Annotated in this window: 16 protein-coding genes; 7 read left to right on the top strand and 9 right to left on the bottom strand. The window is 63.6% G+C overall.

Annotation, left to right across the window (positions count from 1 at the left end; translation table 11 throughout):
- From BW994_RS07715 to BW994_RS07700, 4 genes are all read right to left on the bottom strand, one after another.
- Complete coding sequence (locus tag BW994_RS07715; protein ID WP_029310692.1) at positions 1-1,236, bottom strand: urea ABC transporter substrate-binding protein; 1,236 nt, start codon at positions 1,234-1,236, stop codon at positions 1-3.
- Between the two features lie 173 nt (positions 1,237-1,409).
- Positions 1,410-2,930 (bottom strand): amidase, encoded by a 1,521-nt coding sequence (locus tag BW994_RS07710; protein WP_029310693.1) that lies wholly within the window; start codon positions 2,928-2,930, stop codon positions 1,410-1,412.
- A 250-nt stretch (positions 2,931-3,180) separates the two neighbouring features.
- On the bottom strand, positions 3,181-4,176 hold the full coding sequence (locus BW994_RS07705; protein WP_175612101.1) for an NAD(P)H-binding protein: 996 nt from the start codon (positions 4,174-4,176) through the stop codon (positions 3,181-3,183).
- The gene (locus BW994_RS07700) at positions 4,173-5,798 is read right to left on the bottom strand and encodes an ABC-F family ATP-binding cassette domain-containing protein (protein WP_029310695.1); all 1,626 of its coding nucleotides are present in this window, start codon (positions 5,796-5,798) and stop codon (positions 4,173-4,175) included. The genes BW994_RS07705 and BW994_RS07700 overlap by 4 nt, the downstream gene beginning before the upstream one ends.
- A gap of 134 nt (positions 5,799-5,932) precedes the next feature.
- On the opposite strand from BW994_RS07700, the gene pcaF reads away from it, so the two are divergent.
- The 3 genes from pcaF to BW994_RS07685 are packed head-to-tail and all read left to right on the top strand — an operon-like array spanning position 5,933 to position 8,455.
- A complete protein-coding gene (gene pcaF, locus BW994_RS07695; RefSeq protein ID WP_029310696.1) occupies positions 5,933-7,129 on the top strand; it encodes a 3-oxoadipyl-CoA thiolase in 1,197 nt (398 codons plus the stop codon).
- A 4-nt stretch (positions 7,130-7,133) separates the two neighbouring features.
- Positions 7,134-7,805, top strand: a complete 672-nt coding sequence (locus BW994_RS07690; protein WP_029310697.1) for a 3-oxoacid CoA-transferase subunit A — start codon at positions 7,134-7,136, stop codon at positions 7,803-7,805.
- On the top strand, positions 7,802-8,455 hold the full coding sequence (locus BW994_RS07685) for a 3-oxoacid CoA-transferase subunit B (RefSeq protein WP_029310698.1): 654 nt from the start codon (positions 7,802-7,804) through the stop codon (positions 8,453-8,455). Before BW994_RS07690 ends, BW994_RS07685 begins: the two co-directional genes overlap by 4 nt.
- A 17-nt stretch (positions 8,456-8,472) precedes the next feature.
- Here BW994_RS07685 and ispD read toward each other — a convergent pair whose 3' ends face one another.
- From ispD to BW994_RS19595, 5 genes are all read right to left on the bottom strand, one after another.
- Positions 8,473-9,663 carry a 2-C-methyl-D-erythritol 4-phosphate cytidylyltransferase gene (ispD, locus tag BW994_RS19600; RefSeq protein WP_029310699.1) on the bottom strand — a complete coding sequence of 397 codons (1,191 nt, stop codon included), beginning with the start codon at positions 9,661-9,663 and terminating at the stop codon, positions 8,473-8,475.
- Positions 9,664-9,806: 143 nt separating this feature from the next.
- The gene (locus BW994_RS07675; RefSeq protein ID WP_029310700.1) at positions 9,807-10,190 is read right to left on the bottom strand and encodes a PTS glucitol/sorbitol transporter subunit IIA; all 384 of its coding nucleotides are present in this window, start codon (positions 10,188-10,190) and stop codon (positions 9,807-9,809) included.
- 10 nt (positions 10,191-10,200) lie between these two features.
- The gene (gene srlE, locus BW994_RS07670) at positions 10,201-11,205 is read right to left on the bottom strand and encodes a PTS glucitol/sorbitol transporter subunit IIB (RefSeq protein ID WP_029310701.1); all 1,005 of its coding nucleotides are present in this window, start codon (positions 11,203-11,205) and stop codon (positions 10,201-10,203) included.
- A 20-nt stretch (positions 11,206-11,225) separates the two neighbouring features.
- The gene (gene srlA / locus BW994_RS07665; RefSeq protein WP_029310702.1) at positions 11,226-11,765 is read right to left on the bottom strand and encodes a PTS glucitol/sorbitol transporter subunit IIC; all 540 of its coding nucleotides are present in this window, start codon (positions 11,763-11,765) and stop codon (positions 11,226-11,228) included.
- A 37-nt stretch (positions 11,766-11,802) separates the two neighbouring features.
- The gene (locus tag BW994_RS19595) at positions 11,803-12,240 is read right to left on the bottom strand and encodes a transcriptional regulator GutM (RefSeq protein WP_029310703.1); all 438 of its coding nucleotides are present in this window, start codon (positions 12,238-12,240) and stop codon (positions 11,803-11,805) included.
- Between the two features lie 240 nt (positions 12,241-12,480).
- On the opposite strand from BW994_RS19595, the gene BW994_RS07655 reads away from it, so the two are divergent.
- From BW994_RS07655 to BW994_RS07640, 4 genes are all read left to right on the top strand, one after another.
- Positions 12,481-13,803, top strand: coding sequence for an NAD(P)H-dependent oxidoreductase (locus tag BW994_RS07655; protein WP_051657153.1), 1,323 nt, complete (start codon positions 12,481-12,483; stop codon positions 13,801-13,803).
- On the top strand, positions 13,800-14,762 hold the full coding sequence (locus tag BW994_RS07650; protein ID WP_035227941.1) for a sugar-binding transcriptional regulator: 963 nt from the start codon (positions 13,800-13,802) through the stop codon (positions 14,760-14,762). Before BW994_RS07655 ends, BW994_RS07650 begins: the two co-directional genes overlap by 4 nt.
- Before the next feature lie 99 nt (positions 14,763-14,861).
- Positions 14,862-16,385 (top strand): PTS galactitol transporter subunit IIC, encoded by a 1,524-nt coding sequence (locus BW994_RS07645; RefSeq protein ID WP_217696446.1) that lies wholly within the window; start codon positions 14,862-14,864, stop codon positions 16,383-16,385.
- Positions 16,382-16,852 (top strand): PTS sugar transporter subunit IIA, encoded by a 471-nt coding sequence (locus BW994_RS07640; protein ID WP_029310707.1) that lies wholly within the window; start codon positions 16,382-16,384, stop codon positions 16,850-16,852. Before BW994_RS07645 ends, BW994_RS07640 begins: the two co-directional genes overlap by 4 nt.
- Positions 16,853-16,859: the final 7 nt, after the last annotated feature.

Below are 16,859 nucleotides of genomic sequence, written 5' to 3'. Positions count from 1 at the left end.
CTAGGCTTTGGTCTTGACATCAATCACGAATTGCTTGTCGATATTGGGATGTTTGATCAGATTGCAGACCGAGGCTGTGTCGCTCGGCGTCTGATTCGGGAAAGTCTTGAACACATCCCATTTCTTGTCGACCGCCTTGGCGAGATAGACATTGCGGATGCAATGCTGGGTCGCCGGATCGATCGTGACCTTGCCGGTCGGACCATCGAAACTCAGGCCGGAATCGAGCGCCTTGATCACCGGCATCCGGGTGACCGTGCCGGATTTCTTGACCGCTTCGGCCCAGAGGTTGAATGCCTCATAGGTGCAGGCTGCGGGTTCGCCGATGTAGGGAACGCCGGCGCCGAATTGTTTGTGGATTGCATCGACGAACGCAACGCTCGCCGGTGTCTGCAACTCCTGGTAATAGCCGAACGCTGTGATGATGCCGTTGCTCTCCTTGGCCTGAAGCGTCGCCATTTCGTTGACGATCCCAAACGTGGTGGACGCAATCGGGATCTTGCCGCTCATGCCGGCCGCGCCCCACTGGCGATAGAAGGCGGTATGGTTCGAACCCACCAGCGCCGACAGGATGAGGTCGGGCTTTTCGCTCTGGATCTTGCTGATCGTTGCATTGAAATTGGTGACATCGAGCGGGAAGAACTCGGTCGCCATGACCGTGCCGCCGTCATCTTGGGTGTATTTGGTCATCCATTTCGCGGTGATATGACCGTAATTATAATCGGCCGCGATGATATAGACTTTCTTGCCCCAGGTTTTCGTGGCGTAGGACACCAGTTTCTGCACGGTCTGCGCCGGTGTGGTACCGGTGCAGAAAATGTCGCGGTCGCACACGCCGCCTTCGTAGAACGTGTTGTAGAAATAGAGCACCTTGTATCGATCGAACACCGGGCGAATCGCCTCGCGTGAGGCCGACGTGATGCCGCCGAGCACGACATCGACGCGATCTTTCAAAGCGAGCGCCTGGGCATATTGCGAATAGAGCTGGATCGAGGATTGCGTGTCGTAGTTGATCAGATCGATCTGCCGGCCGAGGAGGCCGCCCGCCTTGTTGTGCGCCTCGACCGCGATTTTCAGTGCGTCCAGCATCGGCTGTCCGGTGGTGCCGAGAGGGCCGGACAGATCGACCAGCGAGCCGACCTTGATCGGTGCGGCCGCCATTGCACTGCCGATGAACGGTGCCGCGAGCGGCACGGCTGCGCTGGATTTGAGAATTGCGCGGCGAGTCAGAACCATTTTTGTCTCCTGAATATCCGAATGAAGTCGCGAGCCGTGATGAACGATCGAATGCGGTCAGTATCGTGTCGCTCCGCGCAGATAGAGGCGGGATGGCGTGGCGCGCGATACGTTGAATTGCCTATCGAGCCGTCCGAGCGGTGATTTTCAGTAATTATGATATCGTATCGAGATCACGTCAGACCTTTCCAGTCGACCCCGGCCTCAAACGCCCCGGCGGCCTGGTAGATGGTTTCTTCGTCATACATTCGGCCCACCAGCATGGCGCCGATCGGCAGGCCATCGACCATGCCACAGGGTATCGTCATCGCCGGATGGTGGGTGCAGTCGAACGGCGCGGTGTTGGTGAGCATTTCAAAGCCGCGCTGTAGAATCTCGCTGATCGGCGCATCCGCGGCGGGCAGTTTGGTGGCCGGCATCGGCAGGGTGGGCATCAGCAGCAGGTCGTAGTCGGCGAGCACCGCATCGTAGCCGGCGCGCAGGCGACGCACCAGATTCTGTGCTTTTGCGTAATAATGACCGCGATGCCGGGTGACCATGTAATGACCCAGCAGCATGGTGTTTTTCAGTGTCTCGGAGAGTTCGTCGGCGCGGCCACGCCAGTTGCTATGGGCATCGAGCAGCGAATTGACATAGAGCCCCTGCCAATTGAACCCGAACCCGTTGCCGAGCATCATCTGCATCGTCGCACCTTCCGCGCCGATCGGCAGCCAGATCGCCATGCCGAGGCTGTGCGTCGGGATCGAGACGCGCTCCACCACCGCGCCGAGACCGCGAAACCGCTCGGCCGCTTCGTGCACGATCGCATCGCTCGCCGCCGATGAATTCGGGTGACAGAACCCTTCGTCGACCACGGCGATCCGCAATCCCGCGGCGCCTTTGCCGATCGCGTCGCGATAGGGTTTGCTCATGCCGCCATACTGGCGCGGATCGAGCCCATCCGGCCCGGCCAGCACTTCGAGCAGCAGGGCGTTGTCCTCGACCGTGTTGGTCATCGGCCCGGTGTGATCGAGCGTCGTCTCGATCGGCATGATGCCGGTATAGGGCACCAGGCCGTGGGTGGGCTTCATGCCGTAGATGCCGCACCAGCCTGCCGGCATGCGGATCGAGCCGCCCTGATCGCCACCCAGCGCCATCGCGACTTCGCCGGTCGTAACGACAACGGCGCTGCCCGAACTCGACCCGCCGGCCGCGTAGCCCATTTTGTGTGGATTATGCACCAGGCCGGAACTCGCGGTGTGCGAGCCACCCGAAAAACAGAATTGCTCACAGACCGTTTTGCCGACGATGGTGCCGCCGGCATCGAGAATGCGGGTCACCACCGTCGCATCGACATCGGGCACATAGCCTTCGAGTGTGGATGATCCGTTCATCATCGGCACGCCGGCGACCATAATGTTGTCCTTGATCGCGACCGCCTTGCCCTTGAGCTTGCCGCTCGGCGCACCTTCGATCGTGGTCTTGACGTACCATGCGCCATATTTGTTATCGGCGGCGGTGGGCCGGTATCCCGGTGTGCGGGCGTAGCGGACTGATGGCAGTTCATCCGGCAGTTGATCGATCAGGTTATAGGCGGCGAACCCGCTTTCGAGCGCGGCGCGATGCTGTGCCATGTCGCCATCGGTCATGGTCATGCCCAGTTCGGCGGCGACTTCGTGCAACTGGTTGATCGAGGGCAGTTTCAGTGTGGCCAAGCGCGTGATCCGATCCCGATGCGGCAAACAAAAAACCCCCGGTCCGGCGCGTGATGCGCTAGAACGAGGGCTGGTCTGCCAAATTTCAAACAGGCTCTATTGCCTGAGCGGTCAGACTAGGGGCAGACCGCAGTCGCCGTCAAGCATAATTCCTGCGGTGATCCGTACCGGTCAAACCGCCACCGCACCAAATTCCCAAAAGTTTTTTGCTGCTTTTTTACAAAAAAGCAGGCCTCTTCTTGCAGCCACTTCAGAACACGGCATGATCCCCCAGCGCCGCCACGGGCGCGCCGCCGAGGACCTGATCGTAGTAATCGAACAATCTTTCGCTCCCGGTCGAGGGGGTTGCCTGCGCATCGTAACGTCCGGTCGCGGGGTCGAGCACCAGCATCGATTCCGTGGCGTAATAGCGGCCGATCCGCGCGAGTTCGGCCTTGGCCGCTAGCGCGGGCACGACCAATCCGGCGGTGCCGAGGACGCCGATGATGCCATCGAGCAAGCCCACCGGCACCTGACGGAAGCGTGGCGCCTGGCGCAGCCGCGCGAACAGGAATTCGCCCTGCTCGCGCGGCGTGATCGCGGCACCGGGGCCGCCGATCGGCAGAACGCGGTTCCAGCGCGCCTCGTCGTACAGGCAATCGACCAGATAGGTCGCGAGATCGCCATCGCTGATCGGCTTGCACGCGGTGAGCCTGCCATCGCCGAACAGCAGGAACGCCTTGCCCCGGCGCACCCGCGCGATCTGCCCGGACAATGATTTGAAAAAAGCGGTCGGCCGCACGATCGAATAGGTCAGGCCCGACTCCACCAGCGCCTGCTCGAAGGCGAGCTTGGCGTGCTGGAACGCGAGCAGCGGCTTTTGCACGCAGATTGCCGACAGCAGCACGAACTGACCGACGCCCGCCGCCTTGGCCGCCGCGAGCACGGCGAGATGGGCGCGATGATCGATCGCCCAGGCATCGCGCGGCGCGCCGGTGCGCGATGCCATGCACGATATCACGGCATCGAACCGCTCGCCGCAAAACCCGCCGCGCGCGAGGGCGCTTGCATCGGAGACATCGACGGTGCGAATCGTCGCACTGTGCAGCGGCGTGACATCCGCCCCTGCGCGGACAAAACACACGACTTCATCACCGCGCGAGACGAGGGCGCGCAGCGTCGCGCGGCCGATCGTGCCGGTCGCGCCGAGCAGCACGATCCTGCGTCGCGCGGGCGCGCTGGTCGGGTGTCGCGCTGGCGCGCTCATCCTGCGTGCAATCCCGGGGCCTCGTGCCCGGTCCGTGCGACATATTCGGTGTAGCCGCCGCCGTATTGGTGAATCCCATCCGGCGTCAGTTCGAGCACCCGGTTCGACAGCGCGGCCAGAAAATGCCGATCGTGCGAGACGAACAGCATCGTGCCCTCGTATTGCGCGAGCGCCGCGATCAACATTTCCTTGGTCGCAATGTCCAGATGATTGGTCGGCTCGTCGAGCACCAGGAAATTCGGCGGATCATACAGCATCAGCGCCATCACCAGCCGTGCCTTTTCGCCGCCGGACAGCACGCGGCAGGGTTTGTCGATCTCGTCGCCCGAAAACCCGAACGCGCCGGCCAGCGTGCGCAGCGCGCCCTGGTTGGCCTGGGGAAACGCGCGATCGAGCGTTTCGAACACGCTGCGGTCGCCATCGAGCATGTCCATCGCGTGCTGGGCGAAATAGCCGAGCTTGACCGAACCGCCGAGCGTGACCGATCCTTCATCGGGTTCGGTGGTGCCGGTCACCAGTTTCAGCAAAGTCGATTTGCCCGCGCCGTTCACGCCGAGCACGCAGCACCGCTCGCGCCGGCGCACCAGCAAATCCAGCCCGTCGTAGATGACCCGGCTGCCGTAGCGCTTGTGCACGCCGCGTAGCGCGGCCACGGTATCGCCCGAGCGCGGCGCCTGCGGGAACTCGAACACCACCGTCTGCCGGCGCTTCGGCGGCTCGACGCGGTCGATCTTTTCGAGTTTTTTCACCCGGCTCTGCACCTGGGCGGCATGCGAGGCACGCGCCTTGAACCGCTCGATGAAACTGATTTCCTTCGCCAACATCGCCTTCTGGCGGTCGAACTGCGCCTGCTGCTGTTTTTCGTTCAAGGCGCGCTGCTGCTCGTAGAATCCGTAATCGCCGGAAAACTCGGTCAGGCTGCCGCCATCGATCTCGATCACCTTGTTGATCACGCGGTTCATGAATTCGCGATCATGCGATGTCATGAGCAGCGCGCCGTCGTAGCCTGCGAGAAACTGCTCCAGCCAGATCAGGCTTTCGAGGTCCAGATGGTTGCTCGGCTCATCAAGCAGCATCACATCCGGGCGCATCAGCAAGATCCGCGCGAGGGCGACGCGCATCTTCCAGCCGCCCGAGAGCTTGCCGACATCGCCCTCCATCATTTCCTGGCTGAACCCCAGCCCGTCCAGCACTTCACGCGCGCGGCCATCGAGCGCATAGCCTCCCAATTCCTCGAAGCGGGCCTGCACATCGCCGAACCGCTCGATGATGGCGTCCAGCCGGTCCGCCTGATCCGGGTCCGCCATCGCGGTTTCCAGCGTCGCCAATTCGGCAGCCACTTCGCTGACCGCACCCGCGCCGTCCATCACCTCGGCCACCGCGCTGCGCCCAGCCATCTCGCCGACATCCTGGCTGAACAGGCCGATGCTGACGCCCCGATCGACCAGGATCTGCCCTTCATCGGGCTCCTCCTGTCCGGTGATCATGCGGAACAGCGTGGTCTTGCCCGCGCCGTTCGGCCCGACCAGCCCGATCTTCTCGCCGCGTTGGAGTGCGGCCGACGCCTCGATGAAGACCAGGCGCTGGCCGTTCTGCTTGCTGATGCTATCCAGGCGTATCATGCGTCCTCGGTGGTCAGGGTGATGGCCGCGCGCTTATAGCAAATCGGCGCGGGCGTGAACCGCATGGCTGGTGCGGGCGTCTGGACATCGGCGCGCCAGCCCCGCAAAAAGCGGTTTTCCGGGAGTGGCCAGCGATGCCTGAAGCCTTCATCTGCGATTATATCCGCACCCCGTTCGGCCGCTATGGCGGCGCGTTGTCCGGTGTGCGGGCCGATGATCTGGCGGCCGTGCCGCTGCGCGGGCTGCTGGCCCGCAACCCGCGGATCGACCCGCGGCGGATCGACGAGGTCTTGCTCGGCTGCGCCAATCAGGCGGGCGAGGATAACCGAAACGTCGCGCGCATGGCGCTGCTGCTGGCCGGCCTGCCGATCGCGGTGCCCGGTGCCACGATCAACCGGCTGTGCGGCTCTGGGCTCGATGCGGTCGGTACCGCCGCCCGCGCGATCCGCGCCGGCGAGGCCGATCTGATCATCGCCGGTGGTGTTGAAAACATGACCCGCGCGCCCTTCGTGATGGCCAAGAGCAGCGAAGCGTTCGGCCGCACCGCCGAGATATTCGACACCACGATCGGCTGGCGCTTCCCCAACCCTGGCTTGCGCGCGCAATACGGCGTCGAGCCGATGCCGGAAACCGGCGAGAACGTCGCGGCGGATTTCGCGGTCAGCCGGGCGGATCAGGATTTGTTCGCCTATCGCAGCCAGCGGAAATGCGCGGCGGCGGCGGAATTTCTGGCGGGCGAAATCACCCCCGTCACGCTGAAATCACGCAAGGGCGAAACACTGTTCGGCACGGATGAACACCCACGGCCGGACACCACGCTCGAAGGTCTCGCCGCTCTGAAAACCCCGTTCCGCACGCCGGGCACCGTTACCGCTGGCAATGCGTCGGGCGTGAACGATGGCGCGGCGGCGCTGATCATTGCCAGCGAGGCGGCGGCGCACACCCACGGCCTGACGCCGCGCGGTCGCATCATCGCGATGACCACCGCCGGCGTCGCGCCCCGCATCATGGGTATCGGCCCGGCCCCGGCCACCGAAAAACTGCTGGCGCGCACCGGGCTCGCTATCAGCGATATCGATATCATCGAATTGAACGAGGCCTTCGCCAGCCAGGCGCTCGCGGTGACGCGCCAACTCGGCCTCGCCGATGACGATGCACGGGTCAACCCGCATGGCGGCGCCATCGCGCTCGGCCATCCGCTCGGCGCATCCGGCGCGCGGATCGCCGGCACCGCGCTGCGGGCGCTGGAGGCGCAGGGCGGCAGGCGCGCGATCGCGACCATGTGCATCGGCGTCGGCCAGGGCATCGCCGTGCTGATCGAGCGCGTCTGACGCCATGATCGATAAATTCGTCCCCTCGATCGAGGCAGCGCTCGACGGCATCGGCGATGGTGCCACCATCATGGTCGGCGGTTTCGGTGCCGTCGGCCAGCCGCATCTGCTGGTCGATGCGCTGGGCGAGCGCGGGTTGCGCCACCTCACCATCATCGCCAACAATGCCGGCGGTGATTTCGGCGGCCTGCCGAAACTGATCGCCCAGGGTGCCATTACCAAGGTGATTTGTTCCTACCCGCGCGCCACGAGCAAAACCGCGTTCGACACGCTCTATGCCGAGGGCAGGATCGATCTCGAACTGGTGCCGCAAGGCACGCTGGCCGAGCGCATCCGCGCCGCCGGGGCCGGTGTGCCGGCGTTTTTCACCCCCACCGCGGCCGGCACCGAACTTGCCGCCGGCAAGGAAGTCCGTACCATCGATGGCCGGGCCTGTGTGCTGGAATATGCGTTGTCCGCCGATTTCGCGCTGATCGAGGCGTGGGAGGCCGACCGCTGGGGTAACCTGACCTACAACGCGGCAGGGCGTAATTTCAACCCGATCATGGCGACTGCCGCGGGCGTCACCATCGCGCTCGCCCATCACCGACGCGACCTCGGCACGCTCGCCCCGGAAACCATCGTCACGCCCGGTCTGTTCGTGCAGCGGGTGTTCATTGCAGGAGGATCGGCATGACAGCGCTTGCCGGCTGGTCGCGCCGCGACATGGCAGACCGCGTCGCGGCCGATATTCCGGAGGGTTGGGCGGTCAATCTCGGCATCGGCCTGCCCACGCTGATCGCGAATTTCGTACCGATCGAGCGCGAGGTGATGTTCCACTCGGAAAACGGCATTCTCGGCGTCGGCCCGCTACCGCCCGCGGGGCAGGAGAATCCCTGGCTGATCAACGCCGGCAAGCAGCCGATCACGCTGCGCCCGGGTGCCGCGATCGTCGGCCAGGCCGATAGTTTCGCCATCATTCGCGGCGGTCATCTCGATCTGTGTGTGCTCGGCGGCTATCAGGTCGGTGCCAATGGCGATCTCGCCAACTGGTCGACCGGCCGCGCCGGCGAAGCCCCCGCGGTCGGCGGCGCGATGGACCTCGGTGCCGGCGCCAAGCGCGTCTGGGTCCTGATGGAACACGCCGCGCGGGATGGCACGCCACGGTTGGTCGAACGTTGCACCTATCCGCTGACCGCGCTCGGCACGGTCAGCCGCGTCTATACCGATATCGCGGTGATCGATGTCACGCCGGACGGCTTCGTGCTGCGCGAGGCCGCCCCCGGCATCAGTATCGAGCAGATCGCGGCGCGGATGGGCGCGCCGCTCAGCCCCATTCGGGATTGAGTCGCGGCTATAGACGGCTAGAAATCCCGATCGCGCGGATAATTGACCGTTGCGATGCATTGGGTCGAAATCACCTCGCGCCGAAAGGTGAACCCGAGATCGTCGATGAAGGCGTGCTTGATTGAGATCGAACGGCAACCGGTCGATAGGAGATCAGCCGTCCGCTGCACCATCATCGCCTGACGGTCGAGCACGCTCTTGAAGTCGGAAATCACCGTCAGATCGACATGCTCGATCCGCCCGCCGGCCATCGCGACGACCGAAACCGCCTCGCGGATCAAATTCTCCGAATTCGCGAAGCGCCGGCTCGGCAAGGCGCGGCCATCGGCCAGATCGACGCCGATGCCGCCGACCGTGCCCAGAATCGCCGAGGTGATCGCATCCAGCCCGACATCCGAACCGCCGGATGTGCGCACGCCGGCATCGAGCACCACCGGAATGCCGCAGATCATGATGGTCGGGTTTTCGGCCGGGCTGGCGGCAACCAGATTCTCGGTCGAGAATCCCCAGCCGGAATGAATTTCCCGATGGCCGCGCTGCATGATCACTTCGGCGCGGTCGAGGTCGTGCTCCGTTGTGATCTTGAAATTATCCTCGGTGCCGCGCACCATCTCGATTTCGAGCCCGACCGCCTCGGCGATCGCCGCATCGTCGGTGAAATCCTGGGCGAGCGGGTTAGCGAGGTAGACGCGCCGGTGGGCGGCGAGAATATCGCGGAACCGGAACGCCTGCGGCGTCTGCGCGCGCCACAGATTGGTGCGCTCGACGGTTTTCAGAACCTTGTCCTCACCGCAGAATTTGAGCGTATCGGCCAGCGGCACGCCGGCGATCGCGCAGGGCGTGCGGTCCAGCGCGTCGATCACGGCGCCGATGGTTTCCTGCTCGACGAAGGGGCGCACGCCATCGTGAATGATAATCGTCTCCGGCGCCTCGCGCGCCAGTCCTTCGAGCCCGAGCCGGACCGATTCCTGGCGGGAATTGCCGCCGATCAGGGGCGGGGGCAGGTTCAGCCCTTCCGTTGCACGCTGATAGAGATCGATGTCGTTGGGGTGGATCACTACCTGAACGCCGCTGATCGCCTGATTGCGCCGGAACGCCGCCACAGTGTGACGAATGATCGGGCTGCCGTCCAGCAGCCGGTACTGCTTGGGAATCGGCCCGCTCAGGCGCTGTCCGCGTCCTGCAGCGACGATGAGAGCAAACGTCATGTTAACTTAACTTTTCCAGTCGTGCGATGTTCGCGGCCGAAGCGAAATCGGCCGTTCTGAACAAATGTTCGCTAAGCCCGGAACCAGATCACGTCAAGGCGAGGCGTGTCGCTTCCATGCAACGGCCTTGCATCGACCAAACGTCAGGCGCGCAGGATCTCGAGTTGCGTCCCCGGCACCAGCGCGGTCCAGAGCTCGTCATGCGGGATCGCGGTGACGCAGATCTCGCCGGGACGATCGGCGCTGGGTGCGCCGCCGAAGCTGAACGTGATATGCCCGAGGTCGCGGGCCTTCGCCCAGCTGCGCGGGCCCATCGCGGTAATCCTCGCTTCGCTTCCGCCGAACCGTACGATGTCGGACACCTGCGGCTCGGCGGTGCTTTCTGTCACCCCCGGCGCGTGGATGACCGAGATTTCCGCAAGTTCCGGCGGTGCGCCGACCTGGAACAGGATGAGCAGCCCGCCTTCCAGCAGCTCCGCCACCTCGGGCCCGATGTCGGCAATCGTGCTGCGGTACAGAACCTCCATGATACGCTCCTCAATACATGCCGAAGCTGAACGCCCAGCCGAGTAACACGGCGATCGGCCCGGTAATCTGGCGGCTCAGCAGCACCGCAGGCACACCGATTTCGACCGTTCGCGGCTTCGCTTCACCGAGCGACAGGCCGACCGGGATAAAGTCGCAGCCAACCTGCGTGTCATAGGCGAACAGGGCCGGCAAAGCGAATTGCGGCGGGATATGCCCCTCCGCGATCTGGGTGCCCACCAGCACGCCGACCACCTGCGCAATCACCGCTCCCGGGCCCAGCACCGGCGACAGGAAGGGCAGGCCGCAGATCACCGACAGCACGAGCAACCCCGGCAGCCCGCCGGCCAGAGGTGTCAGCAGATGCGCGATCACCTTGCCCAAGCCGGTCGCATCGATGATGCCGACAAGCATGGTGACGAAGGCGATGAACGGCAGGATGTTGCGGATCACTTGGTCGATCGATTTGCGGCCACTGGCGAACAAAATGCCAACCACGCGGCCCATGAACCGGCCGATCTGCGCGATAAATCCGGTAAACCCGCCCCCGCCCATCGGGATCGCCGCTGCCGCCGTCGTCTCGAACGGGCTGGCCATCGCGGGGGATGCCGGGCGCTCCAGGGCGATGGTGCCGCCCTCGATCGGGGTCAGCGATTTCGTCGTGACACCCGAGACATAGAGGTCTTCGGTGATGAACTGCGCCAGCGGGCCGGATTGGCCGACCGGCGTCAGATTGATGGTCAGCATTTTCTTGCGCGGATACACGCCGCACCGGGCGGTGCCGCCGCAATCGATCACCACGGCCGCGATCTCGCTTTCCGGTGGTGCCAGGCGAAATCCATCAACCGCCTCGCCGCCGGTCAGGCGGGCCAACTCGCGCGCCACCTCAGGAATGCCGCCGCCAGTAACCGCCACGATCTTGTCGCGCTCGGCGGTCGGCGCGATGATCAGCGGGCCGCCCCAGCCGCCAGGGCCTGCCGAGACGCGAACCGCACGATATTTGTTGTCTTGTGTCATGGTCGTCTCCCTCGTTCGGTTCAGCCCAGTTCGACACCCTGGCGACGCGCCAGGAACAGCGTGATCCGCTCGGTCACGATGCCGCGGATCAAGATGACGATCAGTCCGACCAGAAAATACCTGATCGCCAGATTGGCGATCGGCAGATGCAGTTTCTGGATGCCGGCCAGCACGCCGTAATAGACGAACAACTCACCGGCATTGGCATTCGGAAACAGCGCGGTGATCGGATGGCAGTATGATACCGCCGAATCATAGAACGCCGGCTTGTGCTTTTCCTCGAGGAACACGCCGAACGTATAGGCCATCGGATTGGTCAGGAAGAGCAACGAGAGCAGCGGCAGCAGCGTGTAGCGCGTGATGGCATATCTGCCGGCGAACCGCGCGAAATTATGGATGCGGTCCTCACCGACCAGGGCGGTCAGGGCATAGAAGGCGGTGAGCAGGACGACGAGCGTCGGGATGATCCCGACGACATAAGCGACGAAAACCTTGCCGCCGGCCTGGAACAAGCCGATGAACCATTCGGCGGCATCGGTAATGGGCATCAACCCGTGCATGGTGGTGGTCCTTCTCTCGTGGAGTTGGGCGGAAGTGTCAGGCGGCGATGGCGAGGGCGGCGATTGTGTCCTGGGCATCCGGTGCTGGTTCGCCAGCCGTGCGTAGCCGATCGATCTGCGCAATTGCCTGGGTCAGCGCCTTGGAAAAACCGCCATCGCGCGCTGCGGGCGGTGCGTTCCGCAGCGTCGCGAGCGGCGTGCCGGTCAATTCGGCCAGCGGGCGGAATTTCGCGAAAATGGTGCGCCCGCGCATCGCCAGGGCTTCGCGGACGATGCCATCGGTGCCGACCACCACGATCAGGATGATGCCCTTGCCGATCCGCCCGCGCGCATTGCCGACGCCGGCGAAACCATCCTGCCATTGCGTGGAAATTCTGCCGAGTACGCGCCGATAATGGCGCATCTGCCACACGGTGCCCCCGATCTGCATGATCCATAGCACTGCGAACACGGCAATCAGACTGATTGCGGACATTGCGTCTCCCCTTGCGTTGAATTCTCTTATTCGACTTGCTGGATCATGAACAAATGTTCGATCATGTGTCAATAAGTTTTTTTTTGAGGCGTGGCAAGATTTTACGATGGGCCGGAAAAAGACCCGTGGCAGGCCGATGTCTTGCGGCGACCGACTTGATGTTGATTGATTTTTGTGTTCAAAATGGTATAAATGTTCAGCGTGGCGATCCAGGCTGCACGCCATCCAACGGAGGAACACATGTCACTCGTCGATGATCTCGCAGCCCGCGCGGTCGAGTCCGCGCCGATCCGTATCGGCCTGATCGGCTGCGGTGAAATGGGGACCGACATCGTCACCCAGGTTGCCTTGATGCCGGGTCTCGAAATCGCCGTCCTCGCCGAAATGCGGATCGATGTTGCGCGCGCAGCCCTCACCCTGGCGGGTATCGGCGCGGATCACGTCCAACTGGTTGAAACCGTGGCGGCGGCAGAGGCGGCCATTTCCGCCGGCAAACTCGCGCTGACCCAATCCGCCGATATCGCCTGCACCGCCGGGCAGGTCGATGTCATCATCGATGCCACGGGCAACCCCGGCTACGGCGCGGAACTGTCGATTCGTGCGATGGACCACGGCAAGCACGTCGTGATGATGAACGTCGAGGCGGACATCACCGTCGGCGCCAGCCTTGCCGCCCATGCGGCCAAACGCGGCGTGGTCTATTCGCTCGGCGCCGGTGATGAACCCTCCGCGATCATGGAACTGATGGGGTTTGCCCGCTCGCTCGGCTACCCGATCGTCGCGGCCGGCAAAGGCAAGAACAACCCGCTGAATTTCGATGCGATTCCCGCCGACTACGCCGAGGAAGCGGCGCGCCGGCACATGAACCCGCGCATGCTGGTTGAATTCGTCGACGGCTCGAAAACCATGATCGAAATGGTCGCGGTCGCCAACGCCACCGGCCTGTTGCCGGATGTCGCGGGTATGCACGGGCCGGCCGCCAGCCTCGCCGATCTGCCGAACGTCTTTCGCCCGCGCAGCGAAGGCGGCCTGCTCAGCCGCAGCGGCGTGGTCGATTATTCGATCGGCGCCGGCGTAGCACCCGGCGTGTTCGTCATCATCAAGGCGCCGCATCCGCGCGTCCATGAACGGCTGCGCGACCTGAAAATGGGGGAGGGGCCTTATTTCACCTTCTACCGGCCCTATCACCTGACCAGCCTGGAAGTACCGCTCACCGCCGCCGCCGCCGTGCTCTACCGGCGACCGCACATGACGCCACTGCATCGCCCCGTCGCGGAGGTCGCCACCCTGGCCAAGCGTGATCTCACACCCGGTACCGTGCTTGGCAAAATCGGCGAAGCCGATTATCGCGGCTGGGCAATGACAGCCGAAGCCGCCCGTGCCGCCGATGCTCTGCCGATCGGCCTGGCCGAACGTGCCGTGGTCACCAGCCCGATCGCGCGCGGTGCGATGCTCACCTATGCCAATTGCCGGCCGGACCAGAGCATGGACATCGTGCGCCTGCGCGGATTGCAGGACGCGGCGCTGGGGTATCACGCGCAACCGCTGCAGCAAGCCGGTTGAGCCAACGGCCGCGCCGCCGCGACGTCAGCCCGGGCGATGCCGACCTACGGGTCCGCGCCGCCTGGATGTATTATATTGAAGGGCTGACCCAGGAAGACATCGCTGCGCGCATCGGTATCAGCCGGGTGCGGGTGCTGCGGATGCTGGCGGACTGCCGCGAGGATGGCACCGTCCAGGTGCGCATCAATGCGCGCGATACCAACTGCGTCGCGCTCGCCCGGGCGCTGGAGGAAAAATACGGCGTCGCCCATGCCATCGTGGTGCCGCAACCGGCCGAGGCCACGAACATCACCGATGCGATCGGTGCGGCGATCGGCGATTACCTCAACACCACCCTGCTCGATGGCATGACGGTCGGGCTCGGCTGGGGCCAGACATTGCGCGCCAGCCTCAAACACATCGCCAGCCGCAAGCTCGAGAACATGACGGTGGTCTCCCTGCTCGGCGCACTGACCCGCGCGAGCGCCTACAGCCCGTCGGAATTCGCCTGGCGCTTTGCCGATCTGTTCGGCGCGGACTGCTTCTTTCTCGCCGCCCCGGTGATCGCGCCCGACCCCATGACCCGCGATCTGCTGTACCGCCATGCCGGGATCGAGGAGGTCATGACCCGTGCCATGCGCCTCGACCTCGCGATCGTCAGCGTCGGCGACCTGACGCCGGATTCCACCGTGTTCCGCTACGCCCTGCTGCCCGAGGCCGATCTGCAATCGCTGATCGAGGCCGGCGCGATCGGCGATCTGCTGTGCAATTTCCTCGACGAGCAAGGACAAATCGTCGAACACGACATCAACCACCGCGTCATCGCCGTCGCCCCCGAAACGCTACGGCGCGTGCCGCATCTGGTGCTTGCCTCCGGCGGCTGGCGCAAACTGCGCATCATGTACGCCGCCATCCGCCTGCTGGCACCGCGCGTGGTGATCACCGATGAAGCGACGGCGGCGGGGCTGATCGCGCTGTAACCTGGCGGGCTTGTTCGCCGTCGCGGTAGTCCAAACTTCGCCAATCAGGGTAAACATTTTGATTGACGGAAATACAAATGATTTTTAGTAACAGGCAGTGTGGGGTCCGGCGAGGCCCATCAGCCCCAAATCTGGTGTGGGGGCGGCCGCTCGCCGTGTCGCGTCAAAAATAAACGGAGGAGTTCAATGGATAGCCTACTTGCAACCCTGAAAACGGTCATCGATGCGCTCGGTCCGACCGTGCTGCTTCCCATCGTGATTTTCTTCATCGCGCTGATCCTAGGGGCCAAGCCGGCCCGCGCCTTCCGCGCCGGCGTGACGATCGGCATCGCTTTCATCGGGATCAATCTCGTCATTGGCTTGATGTTCACCAGCCTGAGCGGCGTTGCCCAGGCGATCGTGAAGAACACCGGATTGCACCGCGACATCATCGACGTGGGTTGGCCCTCGGCTGCCGCGATCGCTTTCGGCTCTTCGGTCGGTTTGTGGGTCATTCCGATCGGGATCGTGGTCAACGTCGTTCTGCTGCTCGGCGGCGTTACGCGCACACTTAATGTCGATGTCTGGAATTTCTGGCATTTTGCCTTCGTCGGATCGCTGTTGGTCGCCGCTACCGGCAGCTTGGCCGATGGCCTGATCGCAGCCGGGCTGATGGCGGGGCTTGCTCTCCTATTCGCCGATTGGAGCGCGAAAGCGGTGCAGGAATTCTACGAGGTACCCGGCGTTTCGGTGCCACACCTGGCTTCCGCCCAAATCCTGCCGGTTGCGATTGCGGTGAACTGGCTGATCGAAAAGACCCCCGGTTTGCGCGCAATCCAAATGGATACCAGCTCGATCCAAAAGCGCTTCGGCGTATTCGGCGAGCCGATGATTCTGGGGCTCATCATTGGGATCATCCTTGGCCTGATTGGTTTTTACAACGCCGGCAATGCTTCCGTCGTGACCCAGAAGGTCCTCAGTACCGGGATTGATCTGGCCGCGGTCATGGTCCTACTGCCGCGCATGGTGAAAATACTGATGGAGGGGCTGATCCCGGTCTCCGATGCAGCCCAGCAATTCGTCCGCAAACGCTCAGGCGATCGTGAGATTTTCGTCGGCTTGGATTCGGCGATCTTGATCGGCCACCCCGCTGCGATCGCAAGTTCTCTCATCCTGGTGCCGATTGCCATCCTGATGTCGATCGTTCTCCCCGGCAACCGGGTCATTCTGTTCGCCGATCTTGCGGTAATTCCGTTCGTGGTGGCGCTCGCAGCGCCAGTGTGCCGGGGGAATGTGTTCCGCATGATCATCGTCGGCATCGTCACATTGGCGTTTGGCTTTTATATCGCCGGCGCGCTCGCCCCGTTGTTCACCGATGCTGCGCGTGCCGCGCATTTTGCCATTCCGAAAAATGCCTCGCTGATTACCTCCATCGTCGATGGTTTCATGTGGGTGCCCTTTGTGGTGGTGATGTTGGTGCGAACTCTTGGCATGGGCGGATTGGCGATCGTTCTGATGATGATCGCCGGCAGTTATGCGCTGTTCATCCGCAATCGGGCCGTCTGGGAGCGCGCAGCCGGTGCAAGCGTCGCTGCCGAAGCGGAACTGGCTGTCGCGACTAGCAAAGTGAGGGCCGCAGAATGACCGAAACCATTACAGGTCTTGCCGATCTGCTCGATCGGCGGGCTCTGCTGCCCGGATTGGCGGCGGTGTCCCAGAGCGACGTGATCACTGCGCTAGGCCGCAAACTCGAAATGATCGGCAAGGTGCACGGGTCCTATGTCGGAGCCGTGCTCAGCCGGGAAGGCACGATGCCGACTGGCCTGCCGCTGGATGCCATCCATGTCGCCATTCCGCATACCGACCCAATTCACGTCATCTCGCCAGCCGTTGCAGTCGCGACTCTCAACACACCCGTAACCTTCGCCAGTATGGAAGATCCCGACGAGTGGCTACCAGTCCGGGTCGTGTTCCTGCTAGCGTTGAACGACAAACACCGCCAACTGGCCATGCTTCAGCAGATCGCAGCACTTATCCAGGATGGCCCCCGCCTTACCCGTATTGTCGATGCGCCCGATGTCGACACATTATGGCACGAGCTCGCGGCATAAATCGTTC

It is taken from the genome of Acidiphilium rubrum (genome assembly GCF_900156265.1).
Lineage (GTDB): Bacteria > Pseudomonadota > Alphaproteobacteria > Acetobacterales > Acetobacteraceae > Acidiphilium > Acidiphilium rubrum.
This window is presented reverse-complemented; position numbering and strand designations above follow the sequence as displayed.

Bases quoted from the DNA above. Each gene is read 5' to 3' on its own strand.
- BW994_RS07690 (WP_029310697.1), top strand. From the start codon at position 7,134: ATGATCGATAAATTCGTCCCCTCGATCGAGGCAGCGCTCGACGGCATC.
- srlA (WP_029310702.1), bottom strand. From the start codon at position 11,765: ATGCACGGGTTGATGCCCATTACCGATGCCGCCGAATGGTTCATCGGC.
- BW994_RS07715 (WP_029310692.1), bottom strand. From the start codon at position 1,236: ATGGTTCTGACTCGCCGCGCAATTCTCAAATCCAGCGCAGCCGTGCCG.
- BW994_RS07675 (WP_029310700.1), bottom strand. From the start codon at position 10,190: ATGGAGGTTCTGTACCGCAGCACGATTGCCGACATCGGGCCCGAGGTG.
- BW994_RS07700 (WP_029310695.1), bottom strand. From the start codon at position 5,798: ATGATACGCCTGGATAGCATCAGCAAGCAGAACGGCCAGCGCCTGGTC.
- BW994_RS19595 (WP_029310703.1), bottom strand. From the start codon at position 12,240: ATGTCCGCAATCAGTCTGATTGCCGTGTTCGCAGTGCTATGGATCATG.
- ispD (WP_029310699.1), bottom strand. From the start codon at position 9,663: ATGACGTTTGCTCTCATCGTCGCTGCAGGACGCGGACAGCGCCTGAGC.
- BW994_RS07705 (WP_175612101.1), bottom strand. From the start codon at position 4,176: ATGAGCGCGCCAGCGCGACACCCGACCAGCGCGCCCGCGCGACGCAGG.
- BW994_RS07640 (WP_029310707.1), top strand. From the start codon at position 16,382: ATGACCGAAACCATTACAGGTCTTGCCGATCTGCTCGATCGGCGGGCT.
- BW994_RS07685 (WP_029310698.1), top strand. From the start codon at position 7,802: ATGACAGCGCTTGCCGGCTGGTCGCGCCGCGACATGGCAGACCGCGTC.
- srlE (WP_029310701.1), bottom strand. From the start codon at position 11,205: ATGACACAAGACAACAAATATCGTGCGGTTCGCGTCTCGGCAGGCCCT.
- pcaF (WP_029310696.1), top strand. From the start codon at position 5,933: ATGCCTGAAGCCTTCATCTGCGATTATATCCGCACCCCGTTCGGCCGC.
- BW994_RS07655 (WP_051657153.1), top strand. From the start codon at position 12,481: ATGTCACTCGTCGATGATCTCGCAGCCCGCGCGGTCGAGTCCGCGCCG.